26 protein-coding genes and 1 riboswitch are annotated in these 26,125 nt (G+C 29.1%); of the genes, 8 read left to right on the top strand and 18 right to left on the bottom strand.

The annotated features are described in order from the left end of the window. The first annotated feature begins 101 nt into the window (after nt 1-101). Nucleotides 102-1,373: a S8 family serine peptidase gene (locus B2671_RS07585; RefSeq protein ID WP_346869861.1), complete on the top strand. Its 1,272-nt coding sequence runs from the start codon at nt 102-104 to the stop codon at nt 1,371-1,373. Nucleotides 1,374-1,406: 33 nt separating this feature from the next. On the opposite strand, the gene lysA is transcribed toward B2671_RS07585, so the two are convergent. Then, nucleotides 1,407-2,717: a diaminopimelate decarboxylase gene (gene lysA / locus B2671_RS07580; protein WP_346869860.1), complete on the bottom strand. Its 1,311-nt coding sequence runs from the start codon at nt 2,715-2,717 to the stop codon at nt 1,407-1,409. A 140-nt stretch (nt 2,718-2,857) separates the two neighbouring features. Next, nucleotides 2,858-3,024, bottom strand: a riboswitch (Lysine riboswitch). Nucleotides 3,025-3,268: 244 nt separating this feature from the next. Between lysA and B2671_RS07575 the strand changes: the two genes are divergently transcribed. Further along, the gene (locus B2671_RS07575; RefSeq protein WP_346869859.1) at nt 3,269-4,003 is read left to right on the top strand and encodes a DUF3784 domain-containing protein; all 735 of its coding nucleotides are present in this window, start codon (nt 3,269-3,271) and stop codon (nt 4,001-4,003) included. A 114-nt stretch (nt 4,004-4,117) separates the two neighbouring features. After that, a complete protein-coding gene (locus B2671_RS07570) occupies nt 4,118-4,273 on the top strand; it encodes a hypothetical protein (protein ID WP_346869858.1) in 156 nt (51 codons plus the stop codon). An 85-nt stretch (nt 4,274-4,358) separates the two neighbouring features. Here B2671_RS07570 and B2671_RS07565 read toward each other — a convergent pair whose 3' ends face one another. The 10 genes from B2671_RS07565 to nrdD form a co-directional block, all read right to left on the bottom strand. Further along, nucleotides 4,359-5,669 (bottom strand): ABC transporter permease, encoded by a 1,311-nt coding sequence (locus B2671_RS07565; protein ID WP_346869857.1) that lies wholly within the window; start codon nt 5,667-5,669, stop codon nt 4,359-4,361. Between the two features lie 8 nt (nt 5,670-5,677). Further along, the gene (locus B2671_RS07560) at nt 5,678-6,568 is read right to left on the bottom strand and encodes an ABC transporter ATP-binding protein (RefSeq protein WP_346869856.1); all 891 of its coding nucleotides are present in this window, start codon (nt 6,566-6,568) and stop codon (nt 5,678-5,680) included. 258 nt (nt 6,569-6,826) lie between these two features. Continuing rightward, complete coding sequence (locus tag B2671_RS07555; RefSeq protein WP_346869855.1) at nt 6,827-7,360, bottom strand: DUF5317 family protein; 534 nt, start codon at nt 7,358-7,360, stop codon at nt 6,827-6,829. Between the two features lie 55 nt (nt 7,361-7,415). Beyond that, on the bottom strand, nt 7,416-7,958 hold the full coding sequence (locus B2671_RS17680) for an HD-GYP domain-containing protein (RefSeq protein ID WP_422653226.1): 543 nt from the start codon (nt 7,956-7,958) through the stop codon (nt 7,416-7,418). A gap of 986 nt (nt 7,959-8,944) precedes the next feature. Beyond that, a complete protein-coding gene (locus tag B2671_RS07545; protein WP_346869853.1) occupies nt 8,945-9,553 on the bottom strand; it encodes a hypothetical protein in 609 nt (202 codons plus the stop codon). Nucleotides 9,554-9,775: 222 nt separating this feature from the next. Continuing rightward, nucleotides 9,776-10,960: an AI-2E family transporter gene (locus tag B2671_RS07540; protein ID WP_346869852.1), complete on the bottom strand. Its 1,185-nt coding sequence runs from the start codon at nt 10,958-10,960 to the stop codon at nt 9,776-9,778. Nucleotides 10,961-11,376: 416 nt separating this feature from the next. Further along, a complete protein-coding gene (locus B2671_RS07535) occupies nt 11,377-11,901 on the bottom strand; it encodes a hypothetical protein (RefSeq protein ID WP_346869851.1) in 525 nt (174 codons plus the stop codon). A gap of 89 nt (nt 11,902-11,990) precedes the next feature. Then, nucleotides 11,991-12,446 (bottom strand): dUTP diphosphatase, encoded by a 456-nt coding sequence (locus B2671_RS07530; protein ID WP_346869850.1) that lies wholly within the window; start codon nt 12,444-12,446, stop codon nt 11,991-11,993. A gap of 37 nt (nt 12,447-12,483) precedes the next feature. Further along, nucleotides 12,484-12,978, bottom strand: coding sequence for an anaerobic ribonucleoside-triphosphate reductase activating protein (gene nrdG / locus B2671_RS07525; protein WP_346869849.1), 495 nt, complete (start codon nt 12,976-12,978; stop codon nt 12,484-12,486). 15 nt (nt 12,979-12,993) lie between these two features. Next, on the bottom strand, nt 12,994-15,237 hold the full coding sequence (gene nrdD / locus B2671_RS07520; RefSeq protein ID WP_346869848.1) for an anaerobic ribonucleoside-triphosphate reductase: 2,244 nt from the start codon (nt 15,235-15,237) through the stop codon (nt 12,994-12,996). A 372-nt stretch (nt 15,238-15,609) separates the two neighbouring features. Between nrdD and rbr the strand changes: the two genes are divergently transcribed. After that, a complete protein-coding gene (gene rbr, locus B2671_RS07515) occupies nt 15,610-16,218 on the top strand; it encodes a rubrerythrin (RefSeq protein ID WP_346869847.1) in 609 nt (202 codons plus the stop codon). 100 nt (nt 16,219-16,318) lie between these two features. Then, nucleotides 16,319-16,477 (top strand): DUF1540 domain-containing protein, encoded by a 159-nt coding sequence (locus B2671_RS07510; RefSeq protein WP_346847494.1) that lies wholly within the window; start codon nt 16,319-16,321, stop codon nt 16,475-16,477. Nucleotides 16,478-16,599: 122 nt separating this feature from the next. Here the strand turns inward: B2671_RS07510 and B2671_RS07505 are convergent, their stop codons facing one another. The 3 genes from B2671_RS07505 to B2671_RS07495 form a co-directional block, all read right to left on the bottom strand. After that, a complete protein-coding gene (locus B2671_RS07505; protein WP_346869846.1) occupies nt 16,600-17,469 on the bottom strand; it encodes a cation diffusion facilitator family transporter in 870 nt (289 codons plus the stop codon). A 236-nt stretch (nt 17,470-17,705) separates the two neighbouring features. Then, the gene (locus B2671_RS07500) at nt 17,706-19,907 is read right to left on the bottom strand and encodes a type IA DNA topoisomerase (RefSeq protein WP_346869845.1); all 2,202 of its coding nucleotides are present in this window, start codon (nt 19,905-19,907) and stop codon (nt 17,706-17,708) included. A 298-nt stretch (nt 19,908-20,205) separates the two neighbouring features. Next, nucleotides 20,206-20,628 (bottom strand): carboxymuconolactone decarboxylase family protein, encoded by a 423-nt coding sequence (locus tag B2671_RS07495; protein ID WP_346869844.1) that lies wholly within the window; start codon nt 20,626-20,628, stop codon nt 20,206-20,208. A 137-nt stretch (nt 20,629-20,765) separates the two neighbouring features. On the opposite strand from B2671_RS07495, the gene B2671_RS07490 reads away from it, so the two are divergent. Next, a complete protein-coding gene (locus B2671_RS07490; protein WP_346869843.1) occupies nt 20,766-21,212 on the top strand; it encodes an Lrp/AsnC family transcriptional regulator in 447 nt (148 codons plus the stop codon). A gap of 66 nt (nt 21,213-21,278) precedes the next feature. Beyond that, nucleotides 21,279-22,340: an endonuclease/exonuclease/phosphatase family protein gene (locus B2671_RS07485; protein ID WP_346869842.1), complete on the top strand. Its 1,062-nt coding sequence runs from the start codon at nt 21,279-21,281 to the stop codon at nt 22,338-22,340. 161 nt (nt 22,341-22,501) lie between these two features. Here the strand turns inward: B2671_RS07485 and B2671_RS07480 are convergent, their stop codons facing one another. The 4 genes from B2671_RS07480 to B2671_RS07465 are packed head-to-tail and all read right to left on the bottom strand — an operon-like array spanning nt 22,502 to nt 25,005. Next, entirely contained in the window at nt 22,502-22,948 is a 447-nt protein-coding gene (locus tag B2671_RS07480) for an MOSC domain-containing protein (protein ID WP_346869841.1), read from the bottom strand. A gap of 18 nt (nt 22,949-22,966) precedes the next feature. Further along, on the bottom strand, nt 22,967-23,446 hold the full coding sequence (moaC, locus tag B2671_RS07475) for a cyclic pyranopterin monophosphate synthase MoaC (protein WP_346869882.1): 480 nt from the start codon (nt 23,444-23,446) through the stop codon (nt 22,967-22,969). A gap of 21 nt (nt 23,447-23,467) precedes the next feature. Continuing rightward, a complete protein-coding gene (gene moaA, locus B2671_RS07470) occupies nt 23,468-24,478 on the bottom strand; it encodes a GTP 3',8-cyclase MoaA (protein ID WP_346869840.1) in 1,011 nt (336 codons plus the stop codon). 23 nt (nt 24,479-24,501) lie between these two features. Then, nucleotides 24,502-25,005, bottom strand: coding sequence for a MogA/MoaB family molybdenum cofactor biosynthesis protein (locus B2671_RS07465; RefSeq protein WP_346869839.1), 504 nt, complete (start codon nt 25,003-25,005; stop codon nt 24,502-24,504). A gap of 684 nt (nt 25,006-25,689) precedes the next feature. Here B2671_RS07465 and B2671_RS07460 point away from each other — a divergent pair. After that, the gene (locus B2671_RS07460; RefSeq protein ID WP_346869838.1) at nt 25,690-26,115 is read left to right on the top strand and encodes a hypothetical protein; all 426 of its coding nucleotides are present in this window, start codon (nt 25,690-25,692) and stop codon (nt 26,113-26,115) included. The last annotated feature ends 10 nt before the right edge of the window (nt 26,116-26,125 follow it).

The following is a 26,125-nucleotide window of genomic DNA, read 5'->3' as shown; positions in this document are numbered from 1 at the left end:
TTCTTAATCTTAGCTTTTGTTTTTATAATAAATAAAAGCTTTAACAAATACTCCTAGTTTACATATACTAATAAGTGTAATAAGTATATAAGGAGTATTTTATGCTTTTTAATAAAAAACTTGACCCAACTCTTAAAAATATGATGGATCATGATATTTATAATAGATATAGAATAATAATTAAATATGGTAGCATTAAAAATTCAATAGAGAAAAACATTAAATCCTCAAAAGGTGAAGTCTTGTATAATATTAAATCCTTGCATTGTTTATGTGTACTTGCTACCAAAAGAGCTATTAAAAGAATTATAGAGCTTCCGGAAGTCAAATATATATGCATTGACGACATAGCATTTTTATGCAATCAAAATATCCTTCATGCCAATGGAATTTTTTTAGATAACAAAAGATTTGAAGTGTTAAAAAATAAAGAGGTTTCAGGTAAAGGCATAGGTATTGGTATTATTGATAGTGGCGTATATCCACATATAGATTTATCTACCCCATCAAACAAAGTAAAAAAATTCATTGATATAATTAATGGTTCAACATACCCTTATGATGACAATGGTCATGGGACTTTTATTTCTGGATTAATATGTGGCGAAGGTACAAATAAAAAAGTAAAACAACATGGCATTGCTGTTGATAGCCATTTAGTTATGATAAAAGCCTTTAATAAGCTTGGTAAAGGGTATATTTCAGCCACTTTATTTGCTTTGGAATGTTTATACGATAGCATTGATGAATTTAATATAAAAATAGTATGTGCACCTTTTGAAATAACTACTTTAAATAAGTTTATTTTATCTCTATATGATAAAATTTTTACTATACTTAGAAATAAAGACGTAATAATAGTTGTACCTGCTGGCAATAATGAAGATAAAGAAGATACTATAAAAGGTATTGCTCTATCTGATAAGGTGCTTACAATAGGTGGAATAGATACAAATTCTACTTATAAAATAAGTGATTATTCCTGTTGCGGCTCTAATAAAATATTAAAAAAACCTGATTTTGTTGCTGCAAGTGATAATATTATATCTTTAAACACAGACTGTAATTATATATCTGAGAGAGATGGTGAAAAAATATATCCCCCACCGCTTACATCACCTTATACTATTCGTAGTGGAACCTCTATATCCTGTGCTTTTATAGCAGGTATCTGTGCACTATTATTTGAAATAAACAACGCGTTTACCTTTGATGATATATATACTTTATTAAGAATAAATTCAACCTTGATAAATGATAAAAAATATAAACAAGGTAATGGCTATATAAATATTAACAACTTAATTGGTACTGATTTGTCTTCTATTTTAATTAATAAGGATAATAAAAATAAGCATAAACATAAAAAGTAAAGCACCCTCATTTACATGGGGTGCTTTACTTTTTTATATTAATTTATCATTTAATAATTCATTTCTTAACATATCTTCGTAGGTTTCTCTTTTACATATGAGCCTTGGTCCTAATTTTCCAACTAAAACCACTGGTGCCTTAGGAATCTTATTATAATTACTACTCATGGAATAGCAATAGGCTCCTGTAGAAAGCACTGCTAATATATCACCTTTTTTTACCTTTGGAAGACTTATATCATTAATTAATACATCTCCAGATTCACAACATTTACCGGAAATAGTAACCATAGCTTCTTCATTATTTTCTACATTATTAGCTATTAATCCTTGATACTGTGCACTATATAATGATGGCCTTATATTATCTGTCATTCCCCCATCTACAGATACATATTTTTTAATATTAGGAATTTCTTTAACTCCTCCAATAGTATATAAAGTGATTCCACTATTTCCAACTATACTTCTACCTGGTTCTATTATTATATTAGGATTTTTCATCTGCAATTTTCTACTACAACTCTCTACTTCATTTAAAATTCCAGCACAATATTCCTCTATAGTTTTGGGATCGTCACCTTCACCATAATATATACCAAAACCTCCACCTAGGTTAAGTTCTGTCATACTAATTTCAAAATGATTATTAATATTATTCATTAAATTAATCATAATCCTTACAGCTTCTCTATATGGTTCTATATCAAATATCTGCGATCCTATATGACAGTGAAGTCCTTTTAAATTTATATTCTCAAGCTCACTTATACTCTTTACTACTCTAAATATATTATCCTCCAAAAGAGTAAATCCAAACTTAGAATCAATCTGTCCAGTCTTGATATATTCATGAGTATGTGCCTCAATTCCCGGAATTATTCTAAGTAATATATCTTGAGTTTTTCCATAAACCTCACATATATTATTAATATTCTCTAATTCCATCATATTGTCCACAATAAAGGTTCCAACACCGGCTTTTATTCCTAGTTTTATCTCTTCAATGGTTTTATTATTTCCATGAAAATATACTTTATCCATAGGAAATTCACTGACTATAGCAGTGTAAATTTCTCCTCCTGATACAACATCCAGGCATAGTCCTTCATTCTTCATAACTTGAACAATAGCCTTAGTTAAAAACGCTTTTCCAGCATAGGCTACTTTGTTATCATTCATTTTTGCACCCATGGCTTTCATATATCTTCTACAGTTATCTCTAATTTGCTCTTCATCCATGACGTAAAGAGGAGTTCCAAATTTCTTAACCAACTCTAAAGTATTAATTCCACCCACAAAAAGATTGTTTTCTCTAACATTCATTGTTCCAAATAAGTTCATAGTAAATTCTCCTTTCAGCTCCCCACTATAAGTTTATGAGAGTAATATTTATTTGGGTACTTATGTACCAAAATAAAAAAAGGCGGACAAAGGAACACCCTTGTCACGCTCAATTTAATTCACTATGAACACAACAGGTGTTACTTTGTAGCTCTCCACTATTTTCATAGTGGCAGTATAGCACATATTTTGTACTATCCCAGAGTATATCCTTGCCAGGTTATTCTCTTCNNCTCCCCTTTCTTCTTGTATCATCGTGTGCCCACTTCTCAAGAATACTTTTGGTAAAAGCTCCTCTACCCTAAATAACATCTCTTAATTATCTAAATTTAATTTTAATACTTATTGGGATAAATATTTTAATTTTCTTAATAATATAATACTCAACAAACATAGTCAATATTTATTTGATATATTTTTTAATACAACGTATACATTTCAAATTCCACTTCTTTTATTTTGTAATTATTACTTTATTTTCTTGATATAATTCATAACTAATCATATAATTTTTTATATAATATTATATACTATATTTAGGAGGTATCTCTATGGGAATAAACATTGTACTTTTAATTGTTGCAGCCTTATTCTTTAGTATTGGAATATGCATAAGTAAATTAAAGTGGTATTGGCTAATCTCAGGATACAACACTATGAGTAAAGAAGAAAAAGCAAATGTGGAAATTGAAGCCTTAGGAAATCATATAAGTAAAATATTCTTTTTTATCTCTAGTTTAAACATTATGGGATTTCTATTAAGCTATTTTTTTAATATTTCTTTAGCTATTTTTATAGTTCTAACTGCAATTGTAATACTGTATTCTATTTATTATTGTCAACGCTTTGACCATAATCCAAACTCTAGTAAAGAAACAAAAATTGTATTAGTAATAGTTATATTTATTATGATGATAACTTGTATACCTATAATGGCTATTGGTTATTCCTCAACTAAAGTAACAATCACTGATACTTCTATAAAAATATCTAGTGGAGTTAATGCTTCAATTCCAAAGGATAAAATAAAAAGTGTTTCCCTAGTAAATGAAATGCCTAAAATTCTTATTAGAACAGGCGGCATAGGCATGGGTGGAATTCAAAAAGGAAATTATAGTCTAAAAAATGATATTAAAGCTAAGCTATTCTTAGCTAGTAAAGAGGGTCCCTTCATTGAAATCATATTGGACTCAAGCCCTTCCCATTATTACATTAACTACAAAGATTCAAAAAATACTAAGACAACCTATGAGGATATTATAAATAAATTAGATTTAGATAAATAATACCATAACATGAATTTTTATTATAATACTACTACCATATATACAATATATTACTAGTATTATTTTATGTAATTCTACAAATGATAATATTACTTATATTAAGGAGGAAGTATTATGTCTAAAAATTCTTGTAAAACTAAAAATAAAAAAACTACTTCACTAAAATCTGATCCAATGTCCCCTAAATACCAAGAGGGTGTTAAAAATAAAGCTAATGAGCATTCTCCATATGGAGAAAATGAACCTTCTACTCATACTACCTTTAGATAAGATAAGCTAACTAGGAATAATCTTTTACAATTTTATTCTTAGTTAGCTTTAAACTTATAATTTCGTTATATTATTTTTCGTTATATTATTTTTCGTTATTAAATATGGTGAATAGATCTTTTATTTTTAGTCTATTACCTGTATGAAGTATTACTACAGAGTATACTCTAGCTGTAAATAGAGTCAACACTATAATTGTTGCTATTAATATTAATAATGAAACTCCCATCTGAACTATCCCTACTGTTTCTGATAAAATCATAGATGGTATATAAAATGGTGCTGAAAATGGTACATAAGTTGCAATGGTTCCTATCACTGATTCTGGAGACATTATAGCCGCATATGCTAGGTAAAAACCTATTATTGAAATAAATGATACTGGCATTATAGCTGTATTTAAATCTTCTAACTTACTTATAGTTGCACCAACTAAAGCATTTATAATAGCATACAATACATATCCTAATATAAAGAATAGTATTATTAATACCACTTGTACCACTGGAATTTTTCCAAGTATTGCTGATATATCAAATATATTTGCAGATGTATCTATAAACTTCTTAACTATAGCTCCACTTCCTATAAATGATATATATGCAGTTAGTAATATAGATGCAAACTGAGTTATTGCTAAGAATCCCATACCAACACACTTACCTACAACAAGTTCCATTGGTTTAGTTGATGTAAGTAATAATTCCATTACTCTTGAAGTTTTCTCTGCAACTATAGAACTGGCAACCCAATATCCATAAAAATAAATTATATAGAATAGTAGCATACACGCTACCATAGGAAATACCATTTTTATTATCATATCTTCCAATGTATCATCCTCATCACCTGCAGTAAATACTTGAGTGTTTATAGGTGTAGATAATTTTCCTAGCTCTTCTTGTGATACTCCAGCCTTAATTAATCTACTATTATTTAAAATACTAGATATAGTTTCTGCTAGTATTTGTCCATCCTCTGAAGATACAGTATCACTAGTTGGTGTTATTACCTCCACGTAATATCCTATATTCTCATTACTAATAGAAACTAAAACCATCTTATCTTCCATAGTTTTAAGTTTTTCTAATATAGACTCTCTACTTTCTGTAGCCTTTTTTAAATTTAAACTTGGAAAAGCTACTTTTAATCCGGACTCTAAATCTACCTTCAGGTCAGAGTCATCCATATAATAAGCAGTCTCTATTCCAATTTCTTTGCTACCATTAGTTGCCTCTTTAGTGTCATCATCCTTACCAAAAATTGCAGGAATAAAGTTTACTAATGATGTTAATATAAGCACTGCTATCAATATTATGGTGGTAGAAATCTTAAATGCCTTACCCTTAACTTGTTGCGCTACAGTAAATTTTGTAACCTTCCAAAAATTATCCATATTCAATTCTACTCACCTACCTTTTCAATAAATATTTCATGAAGAGTTGGTTCCCTAAGCTCAAATCTAATAACTTGAATATTTCTACTTAATATTTCTTTAAGTAAACTTGTAGCTTCATCTTCACTATTAATACTTAACTCTATATAATCTTGATTTTCATTTAAAATTTTCATATTAGCTTTTTCCAATAGCTCTTTTACATCTCCATCACAATTTAAAATTAAGTGATTTCTTCCATAAGATTTTTTAATCTCTTTTAAGTTACCACTTAACACAGTTTTGCCTTTATTAAGTATAACAAGATTCTCACAAAACTCTTCTATAGTACTCATTTGGTGGCTTGACATTATTATATATTTACCTCTTGCTATTTCTTCCTTAATTATATCTTTAAACAAATCTGTATTTACTGGATCAAGTCCACTTAAAGGTTCATCTAAAATTAGTACTTCTGGATTAGATATTAAGGCTGCAATAAATTGTATTTTCTGCTGATTACCCTTAGATAATTGCTCTGCTCTTTTATTTCTATATTCAGTAGCTTCTAATCTTTCAAGCCAATATTCAATGCTTTTTAACGCTTCCTTACGAGTCATTCCTTTTAACTCACCAAAATATATTAATTGATCTAACACAGTAAATTTTGAATATATACCACGCTCTTCTGCTAAATATCCTGTTGAAACTTCTTTAGAATTATAAGGTTTCTCATTCCAAGTAATCGTCCCATTATCTTTTTTCAACATTCCTAGCATCATTCTTATGGTAGTAGTTTTTCCTGCACCATTAGTTCCTAATAATCCAAAAACTCCCGGTTCTTCTATGAAAAAACTTAAATTATCAACTACCAATTTATCACCATAGCTCTTAGCAAGATTATTTACCTTTAACGACATATTTCCTCCCCCTTATCAATTTCTTCAATTGAATTATATATAACTTTATGTAAATCCGTTTTTACCCATGGTATAAATATATATTATTGTTAATTTGTAGTCAATACACTTTTTTTAATATAACTTGAATTTTACTTGAAACTACTTAAACTTATACTTATTTTCTCCTTCAACAATTATATTTTATTATTCTATTCAATATGCAAAAACACCTAAAAGGTGTTCTATAAGCATTAAATATATAATTTTATATTTATTTTAATCTGTTCTAAGCTTCATTCCCTTTATTACAATACCAATGATACCTATAGATAATATGATATCTCCAATACTAGCTATTCCTCTATACTTCCATAACTTATATGGTATTACATCTGCTAAAAATTTAAACTTTGTTTCTACACTAATAATAGAATATAGACCTTTAGTTTCTACTGGTCCACTTACATTTAATATATCCATAGCCTTTGTACTAATAGGCATAGTACATCCATTTCCGAATATAACCACTATATTCAATAAAAAGCCTATCCCAATGACTAAAATCATCTTATATTTTCTATTTATATATATAAATGCCATTATACAACTATACATTACTATATTTAAAACATAAGTTAAACTTCCAATTTGAAGATGTCCTGATTTAAGAAAAATCTTCATTATAAATTCCACTAAAAACCCTAGGGCTATAAGCCACCACCTTTTAATTTCGAGATTATTTAAGTTTTCTATATTTCCTTTTAGCAAATATCCTAATACTATTCCAAGAATTATTGAAAATAAGAACATGGCTATCCCCCATATATGTAAAATGCTTTAAATTAATTTATTTTTAATTATTATATTAAGGCAACTTTCCACCATTCTTTTCTACAATTCTTAAATAAGCTTCTGCCACCTTAGGATGAAATTGAGTACCTGAATATTTTTTAATTTCCCCTAAAATAATACTTGCCGAAAGTCCTTTCCTATAAGGCCTATCTGATGCCATAGCATCCACAGTATCGGCTAGCTGAACTATGTAAACATTTAAAGGTAATTCATCACCTTTTTTACCATCTGGATATCCTTTTCCATCATACCTTTCATGATGGTTTCTAACTATAGGATAAACATAATCAATATTTTTAATATCCTTAATTATTTTAATTCCTATCTCCGGATGCTCCTTTATTGCATCGAATTCCTCATCCGTTAACTTCCCTGGTTTATTTAAAATAGCATCACTAACTCCAATTTTACCCACATCATGAAGCATAGCAGCTATATTTAGTTGTTCAATATTCCAAGGATTATATTTCAATTCCTTTGCAATAGCTACTGATATCTCTGCAACCCTTCTAGAATGTCCTTCTGTATATTGATCCCTAGCATCAATTGCATTCATTAAAGCTTCTACAGTATCTATAAATTGTGATTTTGAACTTGTATATAATAATAGAGTATATCTAATTAATAATAATGGAAATGTTATGAATACTATGCCTAAATAACCATACTTAATAAATACTAGTGCTAATAAAATTCCTATTGGAATCATAACTACAGAATTTAATATTCCCATTCTTATATTACCCGTAAAACAGAATACTACATTCTTATTTGTAACTATAGACATTAATATAGACATTATTAAACTATTAACTATTATGAAAGCAAAACAAAATACTATCAATGGTCCTATATTGCTAACTATAAAGTTTAGACTAAATTGTCCACCTAAGGTTTTATAAAAAAAACTACCAACTACAACTGGTAATATTAACGCACAACAATTAAATATTGTTCCATATAGTGGAGTATTAAATACATGTTTATATTTACCATTATCTATTTTCATAACTCTAAATAAGAATCCCAATACTAGAATTATAATACATTGAAAAGGACCAAACAAAATATAANNTACAGCAAAGCTTGTACTAAAAGACATATTCCTAAAATATACAGTAAACGATTCTGTAATTGCTGTTAAAATTATAAATACTATAATATTTGCATAATTACAAACTTCTATTTTTATTTTCCCTTCAATTATAGGTATTATAAAAGATATTATAGTAATTATATAAATTGAAAGAAAGAATCTTTTTTGTTCTGAAGATATACTATTCATCTTATTCCTCCGCTATATATTTAAGGCCGATTATTTATTATCTTTAACTATTAAAACACCCAAGTGATAGTTGATCCACCAGCCATTGCTAAAGCTATTAAAGCTATTAAAGCTGGCATTACTTTTTTCATGTTTTTCATTATAAAATCCCCCTTATATGCAAATTAACAAAGATCCGCTAAAAATCTGTCATAATTTCCACTCCGCTAAGGAAAGATAAATAAAATATAATATAATCGGCCATTAAACCAGTTTAACTATTTTTCTATTCTTCTGTTTATTGCATCAAGAGTGGCCTTTGCTATTGCCTCATTTACATCATTTCTTACAATGGCAGTTCCTATTAGAACCTCTTCTGCAATGTCATTTATCATATTTACAATAACGGTTACATAGGATACGTCTCTAATTGAGTTTATTACTATATCCTCTACATCAAAAACTGATACTTGTCCAATTATTTCTTCTACAGCTGACACAGTAGCTTTAGCTACTACTTTAAGTCTATTAATACTTGTTCCAATTGCAGTTTGCGTAGACGTATACTCATCATCATCCATATTTAATCTAATTTCACATCTTACGTTATTATCTTTAACTTCTAAAGAAATACCTTCATATCTAATTCTCTTTATAGACTTCGTTTCTCCAGTATCTATTTGAGCTATACTAATTAATTTTCTATCTATTCTATAATTAAATATCGCAAGAAGTGCCGATTCGATGTCTCTTACAATCTGTTTAGGTGATCTTGTAGTATTGGCAATTATATGAACCTCTTCTACTGCTTCCTCATTATATACTACTTTACTATGAGTTACACCTTGAATTTTCGCTATAACATCTTCAAAGGACATAAAATCCATAATTAACACCTCATTTTTATATTTTCAGTTAAATTATACATCATATTTCCTTTATTAACAATATTAATATCTGTAATTATTTTGAAATGTGCTATTTACATTATATTATCATTGAAATATGGATTATTTTTTACTAGAATTTGTAACAAACTTAAGGCCATAAAATAAAAATATGATGAGATATAGATTTACCCAATATCTCATCATATTAATGTACATTTTCTAAAATTTAATTTTATTTTCTGGAGCTGCATACTCCTTAGCTTCTACTGGCAATCCCTTTTCCTTTAGTGCATTATTTATTACACTTACTATAATTGAATAAATTACAGCAAATGTGGGAACTCCTAATATCATTCCTACCACTCCAAATAATCCATTTCCTAAAAGTATGGCAAACATTACCCAAAATGCAGTCAATCCTGTGGAATTTCCTAAAATCTTAGGTCCTAATATATTTCCATCAAACTGTTGAAGCACTAAAATAAATAATATAAACCATAATGCCTTAATTGGACTAGCAATAAATATAATTATAACGCTAGGAACTGCCCCTATAAATGGTCCAAATACCGGGACAATGTTAGTTATTCCTATTATAAAGCTTACAAGAAGTGGATATGGCATTTTAAATATCTTCATACCCACAAAGCATATGATTCCTATAATTAATGAATCTAACAATTTACCACCAAGAAAACCTATGAAAGTTTTATGGCTAGATCTAGTGAGCTCTACTACATACTTTACAGGTTTCTCCGGTAAAATAGCGTATAAGAATTTTTTAATCTGTGCAAAAAATTTTTCTTTTCCTGCTAATAAGTAAATAGATATAATTGTTGCTATAAATATGTTTAGTATATATTGAGTAATATTAGCAGAGAATTGGAATAAATCTAACACTGCTGTGCCTGCAATACTGGTTATATATTTAGATATACTATTAAAATCTTTTACTATATCCTCTACCATATCCCCATTCAAATTTAAAGCTATAACTATATTATTTATGTATTCCTCTAGAGCCTTAATATATTCAGGTATATTTTCTAAAAGTGTATATATGCTACGACTCAACTCTGGAACTAATATAGAAAATACAATACTAATTAATATAGCTGCAGATATATATGTAATAGTTATTGAAATAAATCTTTTTGCTTTGTACTGATTTTTCTTGTCCATAAATTTAAGAACTTTTTCTTCTAAAAACTTTAATGGTATAGCTAATAAATATGCTATAGCAAAACCATATATAAATGGCATTAATAGTTTAATTATTTCTCCTACTTTATTAAAAATGCCTCCTAGATTTTTTATTATAAAAAACAGTATAATCCCTACTGAAACTACAATAATATTAGATATAGTTCTTTTAGCAATATTGGAGTTTAGTTTTATTTTCATAATTGTCTCCCTTATTTTACATTTTAAATTTTTCTATGTTCTAAATTATATATCAACATCTCTTATTTAATGCTTAAGTTTATTGTTTATTTCCACATTATTAACTTAAGCTACACAATTATACTATTTTTTAAACATATTTACTATAATAAACCTCAAAATAAAAGAAGTTCTTATTATATCACCATAAATAAGAACTTCTTTATAATATATTTATCCGATGACTACCAGCTCTAATACTCCAGTCTTCTTCAAAGTGGGAGTAAAGAGCAGTTACGTCCCTGGATAACGCTTTCCCCTAAAGGACAACGAATTCTAAGTATCGAAAATACTGATACTTAGAATTCTGTTAGTAAGCTTCGGTGGGAGTGAAAACTCCCTCTGAAGCAAAGAACTCTGTTTATCTACAAGTTAACCTACCTTATACTTGAAATAGCCCATTTATTATCATAGTACATTATAGTTAATGTACTATAGACTGGTTTCTCCTGGCCCTCAGCTGTAGCTAAATTAAATTTTATCTTATGCAATTTAACCTTGCCACTCACATCAACTTGGTCTATGATTTCATAGCTAGTAATCCACGGACTTGAGGTCCCTGTTACCCATGATGTATTATTTTTATTAGAAAGATGATTTTTAAATTCTTGCTGAAGTTCCTTATTCATAACAGCGTATTGAAGTACTCCATTTCTAGTCATCATTCCCTTTGCCCAAAGCTTTGCAGCTTCTTCACTACTCATAGCTCCGAACTCCTTTAAAGCTTCTTCTGCTAAGCCTATATGCTCAATAATTTTATTATTAATTAATAAATTATCACTTACCATAGCTTCTACAAAGGGTTCATTTTCTTTTCTTTCAATAATATTAAAAAAATATACCATAGAAATAGCTGAAATAATTAAACTCCAACTTACTACTGTTATCATAGTTCTTTTCATTTACTATATCCCTGCCTTTATAAGTATTAATCAAAGATTAAGAATATAGTGCCCATGTTCTAAAAAATAAATACACCTGTTAAAACTAATTATTTACCTGTACTACCAAAGCCTCCAACTCTTTTCTCTTCTGTATTACAGTTATCACTTACTAAGAAAGGTATAAACATAGCTTGAGCTATTCTATCACCTTTTTTAATTATATAAGGCTCTTTTCCTAGATTTAAAAGATTTATTCCCAAGTTTCCATCATTCTTAGGATTGTTATAGTAGTCACACTCTACCCAGCCTTGAGCATTAGCCATTAAAACTGGGTGACTTCCCATAGAACTTCTAACATTAATAATCAAAGCTTCCCCTGGTTGAAAATATGACTTTACATCTGTCCATATTAATTGCTTCCCCATAGGTTCTATAACTACATCTATAGGTGAATATATATCATACGCTATAGCATGCTTGCTTCCCCTTGTTGGTAAATGTATGTCTTCCTGTGGATGCATTCTTTTCTCATCTGTAACTATTTCAAATCCTCTTGTTCTCATTGCGTCTCTCCTCTTTCTAATGCTCTTATATTAATTTTTATAATTTAAACTCTTTAACCTTATTTTCCCTAAGGCTTTCTTTAACATCTATAATTCTTTGTGAGCTACTTCCTCGAAATTTTAGGGTTACATCCCTTTCGCTTATTTCAAATCTTCCATCTACAATTACATCTACATAATTTAAAACTTCTTCTTTATTTAATTTAAATAATTGCTCCCAAGTATACCCCGTATATAACCATATATTCTTATTAGATTTTTCTTTTAATTTCTTAAGTAATTCTAAGGTACTTTTATATTGAACAGTTAGTCCATCTCCACCACTTATAGTTATACCCGTAATTGGATTTTTAGTAAGTTTATCTACAACCTCATCTATTTTATATAAATCCCCTTTTTTATACCAATACTTTTCATTGTGACATCCATGGCATTTATGTGTACACTCTGCTATATAACACACTTCCCTAAGACCTATTCCTTCATTTAAAGAACAGGGATTATATCCTATTAACCTTATAGTATCAATCACTTTTTACTATCCTTCCTATAGCTTAGTTATAGTGCTATGCTTAAATCTTTCTTTAACTTCAGCTTGCTTAGCTTTATTAAAGTTACGATAATCTGTAGTTAAATATCCAGTAACTCTTCTAAGTTGTTCTATTTCTTCACTATGACAAATTGGACATTTATCATTAAATTCTCCTTGATAGCCACACTTTAGGCAAGTATCTATAGGAAAGTTAAATGCTAAATAAGGAATATCTAAGCTAAAGGCATAATCTATTATTTGTTCTATTGCTTTTGGATTTTCTACTACAGAACTATCTAATTCTACATAAGTTATACATCCTGAAGTAGGATATTTAGTAAATGGAGCCTCAAGTTGTAACTTTGTAAACACATCTACATTTTTCCAAACTGGTATGTGATGTGAATTAGTTATCCACTCCCTGTCCGTTACATTTTTTATAATTCCAAATTCATCTCTTAAACCTTTAATTTCTCTATTTCCTGTTATTATAGTCCCACAAGTAGACTCAATTGGCGCTGCATAACAACCAAAGTTTAAATCATACCTTTCTGAAGCTTCCTCTGCAAACTTTGAAATTCTTTCCACCACCGATAATGCAAACTTATGAACATCCTTATCATCACTATGATCTTTTCCAAAGAGAGCTTGACACATTTCTGCAATACCTGCATATCCTATAGCTTGGCTTCCATGTTTCATTACATCATAAATACAAGTGTCTGAGTCATATTCTCCACCTAACATACTTTTATTTCTATACATGAAAGGAGCTGATTTAGCACTTTGTGAACATATATATTTAAATCTATCTACTAAGGCTGTAGCTGAAAGTTCTAAAAGCTCATTTAATTCATTCCAAAAACCTTCAAGATTAGCTTCTTCTCTTTCACCTAAACATATCCCATGTTTTATACCTATTTTCACCAAGTTAATTGTTACTGGAGTAACATTTCCTCTTCCTACCTTTGAATATCCCATACCATGTCTATCAAATCCAACTAAAGTTCTACATCCCATAGTTGCCATAGCTGTATCCGGATTACTTAAATCTTCTACATTCTTACTCCAATCACAGTTTACCCAGTTAGGATATATTCTTTTAGACATAGATTCTATAGCTAACTTCTTTAAATCATAGTTTGGAGTTTCTTCTGTATCATTAATCCCTTTTTTATATTGGAAGATTGCTATTGGGAATATACTTGTTTTATGATACTTCCCTATTCCATCTATACTAGCAAGCATAAGCCATCTAGTAAGCATTCTACCAGCAACTGTAGTTCTTCTTCCTAAATTTATAGATGTAAATGGGACTTGAGAACCTGGTCTTGATTCTAGTGTATTCAGGTTATGGTATAACCCTTGAGCTGATTGCATACCCTCTCTATCTAATTCTCTTAATGCAAAAGCAGTTAGCTTAGGATATTTCTTTTTTAGCTCTTCTTTATTTTCTACACATATTTCAGAATCTAACTCTTTCCAGCTTACTTCTTTATCTTCAAAGTAAAAAAGTGCATCAGAAAAATGCTTTTTGAAAGATATATCCACCTGCTCTTCTAAATCATAATCTATATGACAACTTCCTGTACCGCCAAATTGTTCTTGGCTTTGTATTTGGAATATTACTGCTACTAATTGAAATGCTGTAGATAGTCCATTAGCTCCTCTTACATCACCATTTCTAGTAATAAATCCATTGTTAACTAGTTTCTTTATATCTGGAAAACTACAATTATGCATTCCTGTAGCATAGCTATCTAAGTCATGTATGTATAATCTATTTTCAATATGTGCCCTTGCTATTTCATGCTTTATTACCTTATCTAGGGTATACCTTTTTAATATTACATTTGCACTTTCAAATTTACGACCACCAAAACTATGCTCGTCCACATTAGCGTTGGAGTTCATAATATCAGAGCATTGAAGTACCTTATCTAATTTTTTATATGTATCTCCATTAGTATCTCTTGCAATTCTGCGCTTTTCACGATAATATTCATAGGCCTTTGATACAGTTTTATCTTTATTATCTAAAGCCTTAACTACTATGTCTTGAATTTCTTCAATAAACAACTCTTCTTTTCCTAACTCTAAAATAGTTTTTTCTATGTTAATTTCTAAGTCACTCCAATGATCTTTAAACACAAAGTCATTTCCATGTACTTCTTCATAAGCCTTTTTAATGGCTATATGTATTCTCTCCATATCAAAGTCTTTAACTCTTGAATCCCTTTTAATAATACTTAATTTCATATTATTCCTACCTTCCCTGAAATTTTTAATTACTACTTTTGTCCCTCAGCAGTAAATTTTTCATATTTTCATGGGCTATGAAAATATAAAACCACAGATAGATTTATTATATCTTTCACTCCATTTTAAATCAATGTCTATAAATTGAAGTAATCTATATATACCTACTGTATTAACATTTAATTCTACCTCATACTCTTTTTATCTATATCAGATTCTAAGTCCATACTATTTCAACTTATATAATCTAACTCTGATAATCTTCTCGTATCAATTTAACTCTTGCTTTAACTTACTTTTAAAAGTTATGAATAAAATTACTCTATTTTTGGAAACTTAGTAATAAGATTTAAAAATTTGGAGGTAATAAAAATGAATTTTAAAGATAGTGAAACTCGCATTAACTTAATGAGATCCTTTGCTGGTGAAAGTCAAGCAAGAAATAGATATACTATTGCTGCAAGTTACGCAAAAAAAGAGGGACTTTACATAGTTGAGCAAGTATTTAATTATACTGCAAACCAAGAGATGGCTCACGCTAATCAATTCTATCAAAAATTAAAAGAAGAAGCTGGAAATAATATAGAAATAGGAAATGGTGCATATCCTGTAGACTTATATGATTCAACTCTAAAATTGTTAAAAGCTGCTCATCACAATGAATATGAAGAATATGATGATGTTTATAGTAATTTTTCCAAAATTGCTAAAGAAGAAGGATTTAATACTATTTCTACATTATTTAGTAATATAGCTTCTGTAGAAAAAATTCATGGAGATAGATTTAATTATTTTGCTAAGCAATTAGAAGAAGAGACTTTATTTAGACGTGATGAATCAATTCAATGGTTTTGTACTAATTGTGGATATATATATGAAGGGAAGGAAGCTCCTAAATCTTGTCCTGTTTGTCTACATCCTCAAGGTTATTTCATAGAATTCTGTCGTTCTCAATTTGGTTCTAATTACACTACAAAATAAATTTTTATATTTTTAAGAAACTTTACAATGAATAATAATAAATATAAAAGCCATACTAATTTTGTAGCTAATACAAAAACTTTTTAAGGAGTGAATTTAAATGGAAAAAAATGAATCTATTAAATGTACAATCAACAACTGTAAGTATAATAATCGTAACGAAAACTATTGTACATTAAATCAAATTAAAGTAGGAACTCATGAACAAAATCCTACAGTAGTTGAATGTACAGACTGCCAATCTTTTGAACTTAAATAGAATATAATTAAATGTAACCCCTTACTAAAAGATACTATATGCAATACGAAATTATATTGCATATAGTATCTTTACTATTATTTAGGTCAAATATAATTCATCCCTTTAGTTTAATATTCATATTAATTATACTTATAAGGATTAATATGAACCATACAATGCTTAATATTATGATTTTTTTCGACACCATGGTGTATGTTTATTGCTATGTCATGTCCTTCTTCTACTGTAAGTTTTGAATCTACAGACACTTCTACATCTACATATACTTTATTAGCATGTTGTCTGGTTTTTATACTGTCAATATGTCTTACTCCCTCAATAGTCTGAAGTTTTTCATTGATATCACTTATAATTTCTTCATCTGCAGAAGTATCTATTAATTGATTTATACTTTGCTTTAATACATCACAGGCTACTTTTATAATTACAACACAAATAACTATGGCAACTACTGAATCTAAAATTGGCCATCCCATTCTAGCTCCAACTATTCCAATTAAAGCTCCCATTGAAGAAAAAGAATCTGATCTATGATGCCAAGCATCTGCTCTAAGAGCAGAGCAATTTATTTTTTCAGCATATTTTATAGTATAAAAATACATCCACTCTTTAACTATAATGGACAGTATAGCAGCCCAAATAGCAAAAATTCCTGGGTTTTTTATTTCTCCTAAAACAATATTTTTAACACCTGAATATCCTATAGATATAGCAACCACAAATAGCATTATAGATAAAAATAAAGAAGAAATACTTTCAATTCTTTCATGCCCATAAGGATGGCATTTATCATCAGGTTTATTAGAAAGTTTTAGTCCTATTATTACTCCTATAGTACTAATCACATCAGAAAAAGAATGGATGCCATCTGCAATCATAGCATTACTACTAGACATAATCCCCGCCAATACTTTGATTATTCCTAAAATAGCATTAGCTAAGATTGTATTTTTACTAACTCCTACACCTATACTCGTTCTTTCCTCCATAAATCTCCTCCATTATCAATTGACTTTAGTCTAATGCTGAGCCACTGTTATCTTCTTCCCTAATATCGAAAATCAACAATATGATGGCTATACATCAGATAAAATATATTATTATAATACTCAATTACGCTTACTTTGTGAGCTTTCTCAACAATTTTCTTGTACAATGTATTATCAATTGATAATGAATCTACTTTAATTATCTGTAGTTTAAATATAATTTCTTGTTTATCTTTTTAAATAAATTCCATCTTCCAACTTAAATAACCTGTTTCTTCATTCTTTTCATATCTAAAATAAGCAGCAAAAGTATTTCCTTTCTTGCTTCTCAAATTTCTAAATCCTACTTTACCATTTTTAAGAAGTATTTCTACCATCTCTTTTGTAACCTTCTTACCATAGGATTCAATGTATTTATCATTCTTCCAAATAGTGAATTTACAACCATTTTTCCAGTTGCTACATCCAAAGCTTTTTTCTCCTTCCACTACTGGATTTCCGCATATAGGACAATTACCTACACTAACCGTCCCAGGAGAAAGCTCTATCTTTATTTTAGATAACATTGATGTATCCTTTTTTATAATTTCCACAGATGTACTAGTAAAATCACAAATATGATTTATAAAGGTATCCTTTTCTACAGTTCCTTTTTCTATATCCGATAGAGTTTTTTCTAGCTTACCTGTGTATTCTAAGTCAAACAAATCCCTGACAGGAAACATCTCTACCATTATCCTACCTAACTGTGTACAAGTTAAGCTTTTTCCTTTAGTTGTAATATATCCTATATCTTTAAGTTTTTTAATAGTTTCAGCTCTAGTAGCTGGTGTTCCTATACTAAAACCGCTCAATATAGACTTCATTAATTCTTCCGAAGTTTCCTCTAAATTATCTTCTGTAGAGTTTTCATCCTCATCATTATTTTCTTCTTTTCCTAAACTCTTACCACAGGTTTCCATAACCCTTAACAAAGTCTTTTCTGTATGATTTTTAGGTGGCTTCTTTGTTACGGTGTTAACTTTATTTCCTACAATATCCACTACTTCCTTTTCCATAACTAAAGGAAGTATAGTGTCCTTAGTTTCTATCTTTTCTACTACACGCCAACCTTCAACAATTTGAACTTTACCCTTGGAAACAAATACACCTTTAATATTTTTATCATAAACCTTAGCAGTAATTTTTGTTTCCTCAAATTCAGCAATAGGCATAAATTGCATTATAAATCTATTTTTTACTGCATTATAAACAATGGCTTCATCAGCACTAAGATTACTTGGTTTTATATAAGTTGGAACTATAGCACTATGACTCTCCACCTTAGAATTATCAAAAACTCTTTTAGTTTTTGCAAATTTTATTTGTTTTTCGTATGGTAGACCATTTTTAAGACTCTCCAAAACCTTCCTTGTCCTATCCTCTAAGCTTTCTTCCAGAACAACACTTGCAGTTCTAGGATAAGTAATAAACTTTTTTTCATAAAGAGACTGGGCAACCTTTAAAACCTTATCCGAAGTCCATCCTTTAAATTTACTAGTAACATGACCTTGAAGATTTGATAAGTTAAATAGATAAGGTGGATATTCTCTTTTCTTCTCTGTTTGCTTATCAACTATCTCTGCTCTTTGTCCTTGTAGTAATTTACCTATATTACTTAAATAAGATTTCTCTTCGAATTTTTCTGAATCATTCTCATAATATAGACCTTCGTACTCTTCATTAGCCTTAGTCTTAAAGGTAGCCGATAACTTATAATAAGTAGTAGCCACAAAGTTTTCAATTTCCATGTCCCTATCATAGATTATCTTTAGAGTTGGTAATAACACTCTTCCTATGTTTAGCATCTTAACATCTTCAAATTTATATCTCAAAGTTGCCACAGATGTAAGATTTATACCAATAACCCAATCTGCCCATTGTCTTCCTATTCCAGCATCTTGTAAGGACTTCATTTCTCTATTAGGCTTTAAGACTTCCATACCCTTTTTTACTTCATCTGGAGTCCACTCATTTAAAAGAAGTCTATATACAGGCTTTTCTTCATTGAAATATATAAATAGTTCATCTGCTATAACCTGACCCTCTCTATCAAAATCGGTAGCGGATATTATTCCATCTACATTCTCTCTATCTATAAGTGATTTGATAATGCTAAGCTGTTTCTCAGCCCCCTTATCAGTAATATTTCTATTAAGTGAATCACTTTTTATCTTATATTTAAACTCCTTAGGTATAAATGGAAATTTAGAAAACTCCCATCCTTTCATGCTTTCATCATAATCTTTAGCATCATATAGTTGTAATAAGTGACCGAACGCCCACGTAACTAAATAATTCTCACCCTCAAAGTATCCATCTTTTCTAGTTTTTATATTTAAAGCTTCTGCAATATTCTTTGCCACGGATGGTTTTTCCGCAATAATAACCTTAGCCACTTCTCTCACACCTTACTTATTTTCTCTTGCTTAAATAAATTTACTTATATTTATAGTTATTTTTAATTCTTAAAACTTTCCACTTAATTATACAATAAAATAAAACTTTATTAAAACTAGACATTTATTTTACAATATAAACTTTTTTTTGAATAGACCCTAGGGTAGTAGATTATGATTTATCTAAGTTATAATATGAGGATTTTATCTATAAAAACATATAAATATGGAACTATTTAAAATATTAAACAGTTCCTTTGTCAATACTTAAGCACTAACTTATCTTGAAATAAATCTTCTAAATATATATTGAACAGCTAGGTTCCAAATCAAGTAAAGCTCCAAACCTTTGCGATGCTGTAAAAAAGCAAATTAAAGCAAAAAGTTCTGAGATATCCTTCTCACTAAACAATTCCCTTAAATCTTTAAAAACCTCCTCTGGCAAAGGTATATTGCTCGAAATCATATCTGCAATCTTTGTTGCCATTAATATTCTAACATCTTCTATATCTTTAGAAGGCTTTCCCTTTGCCATACAATATTTACATCCATTATTAAAAGCAAGAGTACGTCTTACTTCTTCTTTTAATTCATAACTAAACGTTGTAGATTTTAAAAAGCTCATTTCTAGATTAGTCCAACCTTTCATTATATCATTATTATATCCAAGTAATTGTTCAAAAGGTGTTATCCCTTCATTTGAAAAATTTATTTTTGCCATAAAACTTCTCCTTTATTAGTTAACTCTTATTTTATAAATATTATATACAACTAAAATTGAATTTTGTACTTCATATGACATATAATAAAATTAATATATGTATTATATAAAACAATAAAAAGGAGAAAATATTTTAAATGAAATTTGATGAAATTGATGCAATGATTCTATCTGAACTAGAGAAAAACAGTAGATTATCCATAAGAGAATTGTCAAAACGAATTAATTTATCTCCATCTTCTGTTACAGAGAGATTAAAAAGACTTGAAGATAACAGAATCATAGAAGGCTATACTATTAGCATAAATAAAAAGAATCTTGGACTATCTATTAATTGTATAATTAAAGTTACCATGAGAAATGGCGAGTATGAACGGTTCAAAAATTTTATTAAAGATTACAATCATAGTGAATGGTGCTATAGAATTGCTGGAGATGGTTGTTTTCTTGTTAAACTTTCAGTTAAAGACTTAGGTGAAATTGAGAAATTTATTAATGAAGTATCTCCTTATGCAATAACTAGCACTAATATCATATTCTCAGAAGTAGCCATAGACAATTCTATAAATGAGTTTTTAATATAAGTTTTTACTCTGTCCATAGTTTCCATGTTAAAATAGTATTACATTATTTATTTTTAGGAGGATTATATGGGGAAAAAGATATTAAAAATATCAATAACTATACTTTTAGCCCTTGCAGTTATATTGGCTACCTATATTGTTTTTATGATAGTTACAGATTATAAACCTGAAGAAAAAACTGCTATTGATATAGAAAATAACAAAAATAAAATTATTAACACTAACTTAGATCTAAGCATAACTACCTTCAATATCGGATATGGTACAATGGACGATACAGTGGATTTCTTTATGGATGGTGGAGTTATGTCTAGAGGAACAAGCGAAGAAAAGGTATTTGAAAATCTAGACGGTATAGAAAAGATAATTAAAGATTTAAATTCTGACATAATATTTCTACAAGAAGTAGACGTAAAAGCTACTAGGAGCTACAAAGTTAATCAGCTAGAAAGAATTAAGAAAAGTTTTAGTGATTATAGTACAAACTTTGCTATAAATTATAAGGTTCCATGGGTTCCTATACCTATATTTAAACCTCATGGACAAGTTCTTGCTGGGCTTACAACACTTTCTAAATTCAACCTAGAATCTGCTACTAGACATGATTTACCCGGTAAGTCTTCATTCTTTGTTCAATTAGCTGATTTAGATAGAGCTATGGTAATAAACAGATTCACTGTAGATAATGGTAAGGAGTTAGTTGCTATAAACGCTCATCTTTCTGCATATGACAAAGGTGGTGCTATACGTAAAGTACAACTTGGATATATTAAATCTATTTTAGAAGAAGAATATTTGAAAGGAAACTATGTAATTATAGGTGGCGATTGGAATCAACAAATTCCAGGTACTAATGCCTTCGATTTTACTACTACTGAAAAATGGCCTGAGTGGTTACAAGATATTCCTGAGGATTTTGTTCCCAGCGGTTACTCTTGGGCTTATGACAAGACCATTGCTACTTCTAGAACTGTAGCTACTCCTTATATTAAGGGTGAAAATCTAACTTCAATAATTGATGGTTTTCTAGTATCTGATAATATTGAAATTATTTCTACTAAAGGTACTGATCAAGATTTTAAATACTCTGATCATAATCCTGTTACCGTAGTGTTTAGATTAAAATAAGAAAAGAAAACTTCCATGAACTACATATAATTCATGGAAGTTTCCTTTTGTAGAGTTAATTATAGCTTATATCTTTCTAAAGAATTCGGATTTTAAACTCATAGCTCCCAAACCATCAATTTTATAATCAATGTTATTACAAATTTCAATTATAGTTTAACTCAAGCTTTCCAATACTTAATTACAGAAATCTCATCACCAGGTTCTATCCATCCTTCTTCTAATACTTGAGCAAAAATTCCTTCTCTAGGCATAACACATTCCCCTGTGGTCTTCATTATTTCACAGCCCTTATGGCATTCTTTCCCAATCTGTGTCACCTCCATAATAACTTCTCCAATAGAAAGCTTTGTTCCTATGGGTAGTTCATATAACGTTATTCCTTGTGTTGTTATATTTTCTGCAAATATTCCTGGGACTAATTCTTTATTTATTTTTCCTCTAAGCTTATCTATGCTTTCATCTCCTAACAAGCTAACTTGTCTATGCCAATTACCACCATGAGCATCTCCTTCTAATCCGAAGTCTATCTTAAAGAAACCTCTTTTTATAGGTGTTTTTATAACCCCTTTCCCAGTACTTATATTTATACTAATAACCTTTGCCATAGCCATCTTCTCCTAACTTTAAAAATAATTAATCTCTCCAGATTTTCCACCAATCTTTCGAAGCAGCCTAATATCACTTATAACCATTGATTTATCTACTGACTTACACATATCATATATAGTTAATGCTGCTATGGATACCGCTGTTAAGGCTTCCATTTCTATTCCGGTTTCCCCTATTGTTTTAGTTGTAGCTATTATATCTACCTTACTTTTCTCATAATCTAGCTGAAAGGTAATATCACACCCTGACATCATTATAGAATGACACATTGGAATTATATCTGAAGTTTTCTTTGCTCCCATTATCCCACCCACTTGAGCTACGGAAAGTACATCTCCCTTTATAATTTCCCCTTTATCTATTTTTTCTAAAGTAGATTTCTTCATATAAATAGAACCACATGCTATTGCCTCTCTATCTGTCTTTTTCTTTTCACTAACATCTACCATTCTAGCTCTTCCTTGCTTATTTATATGAGTGAATCCTTCATCTATTTGAACATCTTTAATCATAAGTTATCCTCCTATTTGAAACATTTGCTTATTGCTTCTGCTTTTTCCTTCCATAGATAGTCTATGTCCTAATGGCTTATTATACATAGCTTCTAAAATCTTTTTCTTAAGAATACTATATTCTCTACTCTCTCGTAAATCACAATATGATAAATTATACTTTTTTAATAAATCTCGTACATCTGATAGAATATTAATTTCTTCTTCACCATGCAAACAAGACTTAATTCCACCTTCAGCAGTTAATCTAACTCTATTACACTCACTACAAAAATTACAACTTAAAGGACTAATAAATCCAATTCTCCCTTTTCCCTTACTACTTTTATAAAGTTCTGCCGTTGAAGATACTATATGATCTTCTGGTATAAGATTAGGATATGACTCTACTATATCCTTATAGGGTATAAAATGATTTTTAAATAACTCTGTACCTGCTCCTATAGGCATTAATTCTATAAACCTCATATCTATAGGCATTTTCTCTGCAATTTTAATAAACTCATCAACTTCGTCTAAGTTTATACCTTTCATAAGCACTACATTAATTTTCACCGGAGTAATGCCCTTATCCAAACATACTTCTATACCTTCTTTAACTTTTTTAAGATATGATCGTCCTGTTATTCTTTCATACTTATCTTCCTTTAATGTATCCATACTAACATTTACTCTATTTAACCCAGCCTTCTTTAATTCATCTATTTTATCTTTCAAAAATATGCCATTAGTAGTTAAAGATATATCTTTAATTCCTTTAACTTGGGATGCATTATATATAATCTTAGAAATATCCTTTACAATCAACGGTTCTCCACCAGTAAATCTAACTTTCTCAACACCATATTCAGCAAATATTCTAATAATTAAATCTATTTCTTCTATAGACATTTTTGAACTAACATAATTTTGATTACACTTTCCTTCTGGCATACAATACATACATCTTAAATTGCACATATCCGTAAGAGACACTCTTAAATAATTTATGTTACGTCCATGGGAATCTTCCATAAATACTCCTCCCTTTATACTCCCTATAAATCAACTTTGCTCCTAGCACATTCTGAAGTTTCTCCAGATAAAATCTTTAGTCCATGATCTAAAGACGGTAAAATAAATTCTATATTTTCTTTAGCACCTCTAGGACTTCCTGGTAGATTTATAATTAAAGATTTCTTTCTAATACCCGCAATTCCCCTAGACAGCATAGCTCTTGGTGTGATTTCCATAGACTTCATTCTCATAAATTCTCCAATACCAGGTACATACTTTTCTATAATTTGTAAAGTTGCCTCTGGAGTTACATCCCTCTTTGAAAATCCAGTTCCTCCATTAGTAATTACCAAGGGTATATTTAATTCATCACATATATATATAAGTTCTTTTTTTATATCTTCAACTTCATCAGGTATAATTTTATAATAATGGACTATATATTTATTTTTTTCTAAATACTCCCTTAACACTTGCCCTGTCTCATCTATACGCTGTCCTTCAGAACCTTTATCACTTATAGTTAAAATTGCAGTTTTTTTCATACTATAACCTCCATAAAGTTATTGTTAATTCAAATATTTAGATAAATATAATTTTTATATTAAACGCAAAATTATATCCTGACTATCTCCTCAGTTTTTATTAATATCAATTATATCACATTTATTATATTTTATGTAAATATATTCAATTATTTTTCAAATTGTATATTATAAAAATAATTAAATTCCCAACTTTTATTTTCTACAACATACCTTTTAATACATAAATGCAATTATAAATTTTACATCTATTTACATTTTTTNNTTTTTTCTTGATATAAACCTTCTACAAATGTAAAATATAATTATATATTACATTTGTAGAAGGTGACAATAATGATTAATACCTTTTCAATCAATTTTAATGGAGGTATAGATAACATGAAAAAAGATTTAAAAATATTTTTGATAAGAAAAAAAACTTAATGGTATATCCTTGTTATGTATTATACTTTTCTTTAGCATAGTCATATCTTTCCTAATTGCTTGCGAAAGAGTAAACCCTTCTCCTGATAAAACCGTTGCAGAAACTTTTATAGAAAATTACTATAATATTTCAGACTACGCTTTAGCAGATCAACTTTCCAAACTTTTTGAAAGCTCTCTTGAAGGACGTCCTCCTTCTAATTGGGAGACAGATATTGTTACACTTTCTCCTGAAGATGAAACTAAAATTAGAGAAGCTTGTTTAAAAAATATTATAATCCACAAAATTGGGATTCTCATTTACTGCAAACTAATGATTCTACCTCTCTAAACCATGATATTAGCTCCGCTGAAGAATTTTGTAATTTATATATGAATGCTATGATAAACAAAGAATATTCCTTCATTTATAATTACACAGTTAATTCTTCTAATAGTACTACTTTAGAAGAAGGTCAAAAAATATGGGATGAAATAGATATTGATTATGTAAAAATCCGTAATGCTAAAGTAAGAAATAATAAAGCTTATTACGAACTAGAAATAAACGTTAAAGAACCAGGAAATTCTGTCTTCGATAAGGGTGTAACCGTCAAGTGGCTATATATATTTTATAGTAAAAAAAGTAATACTTGGGTTGCAGAGGGACTTATGTATGGTGGTAAACCAAATGAAAGCTGGTAGAATACTATTT

The organism is Clostridium sp. UBA5119, assembly GCF_002414285.1.
Taxonomy (GTDB): Bacteria; Bacillota; Clostridia; order Clostridiales; family Clostridiaceae; genus Clostridium_J; species Clostridium_J sulfidigenes.
Note: the sequence above shows the minus strand (reverse complement) of the source record. Positions and strands in the feature narration are given on the sequence as shown.

Excerpts from the sequence above, each read along its gene's own strand:
- B2671_RS07585 (WP_346869861.1), top strand. The coding sequence starts at position 102 with ATGCTTTTTAATAAAAAACTTGACCCAACTCTTAAAAATATGATGGAT.
- lysA (WP_346869860.1), bottom strand. The coding sequence starts at position 2,717 with ATGAACTTATTTGGAACAATGAATGTTAGAGAAAACAATCTTTTTGTG.
- B2671_RS07575 (WP_346869859.1), top strand. The coding sequence starts at position 3,269 with ATGGGAATAAACATTGTACTTTTAATTGTTGCAGCCTTATTCTTTAGT.
- B2671_RS07570 (WP_346869858.1), top strand. The coding sequence starts at position 4,118 with ATGTCTAAAAATTCTTGTAAAACTAAAAATAAAAAAACTACTTCACTA.
- B2671_RS07565 (WP_346869857.1), bottom strand. The coding sequence starts at position 5,669 with ATGGATAATTTTTGGAAGGTTACAAAATTTACTGTAGCGCAACAAGTT.
- B2671_RS07560 (WP_346869856.1), bottom strand. The coding sequence starts at position 6,568 with ATGTCGTTAAAGGTAAATAATCTTGCTAAGAGCTATGGTGATAAATTG.
- B2671_RS07555 (WP_346869855.1), bottom strand. The coding sequence starts at position 7,360 with ATGTTCTTATTTTCAATAATTCTTGGAATAGTATTAGGATATTTGCTA.
- B2671_RS17680 (WP_422653226.1), bottom strand. The coding sequence starts at position 7,958 with ATGAATGCAATTGATGCTAGGGATCAATATACAGAAGGACATTCTAGA.
- B2671_RS07545 (WP_346869853.1), bottom strand. The coding sequence starts at position 9,553 with ATGGATTTTATGTCCTTTGAAGATGTTATAGCGAAAATTCAAGGTGTA.
- B2671_RS07540 (WP_346869852.1), bottom strand. The coding sequence starts at position 10,960 with ATGAAAATAAAACTAAACTCCAATATTGCTAAAAGAACTATATCTAAT.
- B2671_RS07535 (WP_346869851.1), bottom strand. The coding sequence starts at position 11,901 with ATGAAAAGAACTATGATAACAGTAGTAAGTTGGAGTTTAATTATTTCA.
- B2671_RS07530 (WP_346869850.1), bottom strand. The coding sequence starts at position 12,446 with ATGAGAACAAGAGGATTTGAAATAGTTACAGATGAGAAAAGAATGCAT.
- nrdD (WP_346869848.1), bottom strand. The coding sequence starts at position 15,237 with ATGAAATTAAGTATTATTAAAAGGGATTCAAGAGTTAAAGACTTTGAT.
- rbr (WP_346869847.1), top strand. The coding sequence starts at position 15,610 with ATGAATTTTAAAGATAGTGAAACTCGCATTAACTTAATGAGATCCTTT.
- B2671_RS07510 (WP_346847494.1), top strand. The coding sequence starts at position 16,319 with ATGGAAAAAAATGAATCTATTAAATGTACAATCAACAACTGTAAGTAT.
- B2671_RS07505 (WP_346869846.1), bottom strand. The coding sequence starts at position 17,469 with ATGGAGGAAAGAACGAGTATAGGTGTAGGAGTTAGTAAAAATACAATC.
- B2671_RS07495 (WP_346869844.1), bottom strand. The coding sequence starts at position 20,628 with ATGGCAAAAATAAATTTTTCAAATGAAGGGATAACACCTTTTGAACAA.
- B2671_RS07490 (WP_346869843.1), top strand. The coding sequence starts at position 20,766 with ATGAAATTTGATGAAATTGATGCAATGATTCTATCTGAACTAGAGAAA.
- B2671_RS07485 (WP_346869842.1), top strand. The coding sequence starts at position 21,279 with ATGGGGAAAAAGATATTAAAAATATCAATAACTATACTTTTAGCCCTT.
- B2671_RS07480 (WP_346869841.1), bottom strand. The coding sequence starts at position 22,948 with ATGGCAAAGGTTATTAGTATAAATATAAGTACTGGGAAAGGGGTTATA.
- moaA (WP_346869840.1), bottom strand. The coding sequence starts at position 24,478 with ATGGAAGATTCCCATGGACGTAACATAAATTATTTAAGAGTGTCTCTT.
- B2671_RS07465 (WP_346869839.1), bottom strand. The coding sequence starts at position 25,005 with ATGAAAAAAACTGCAATTTTAACTATAAGTGATAAAGGTTCTGAAGGA.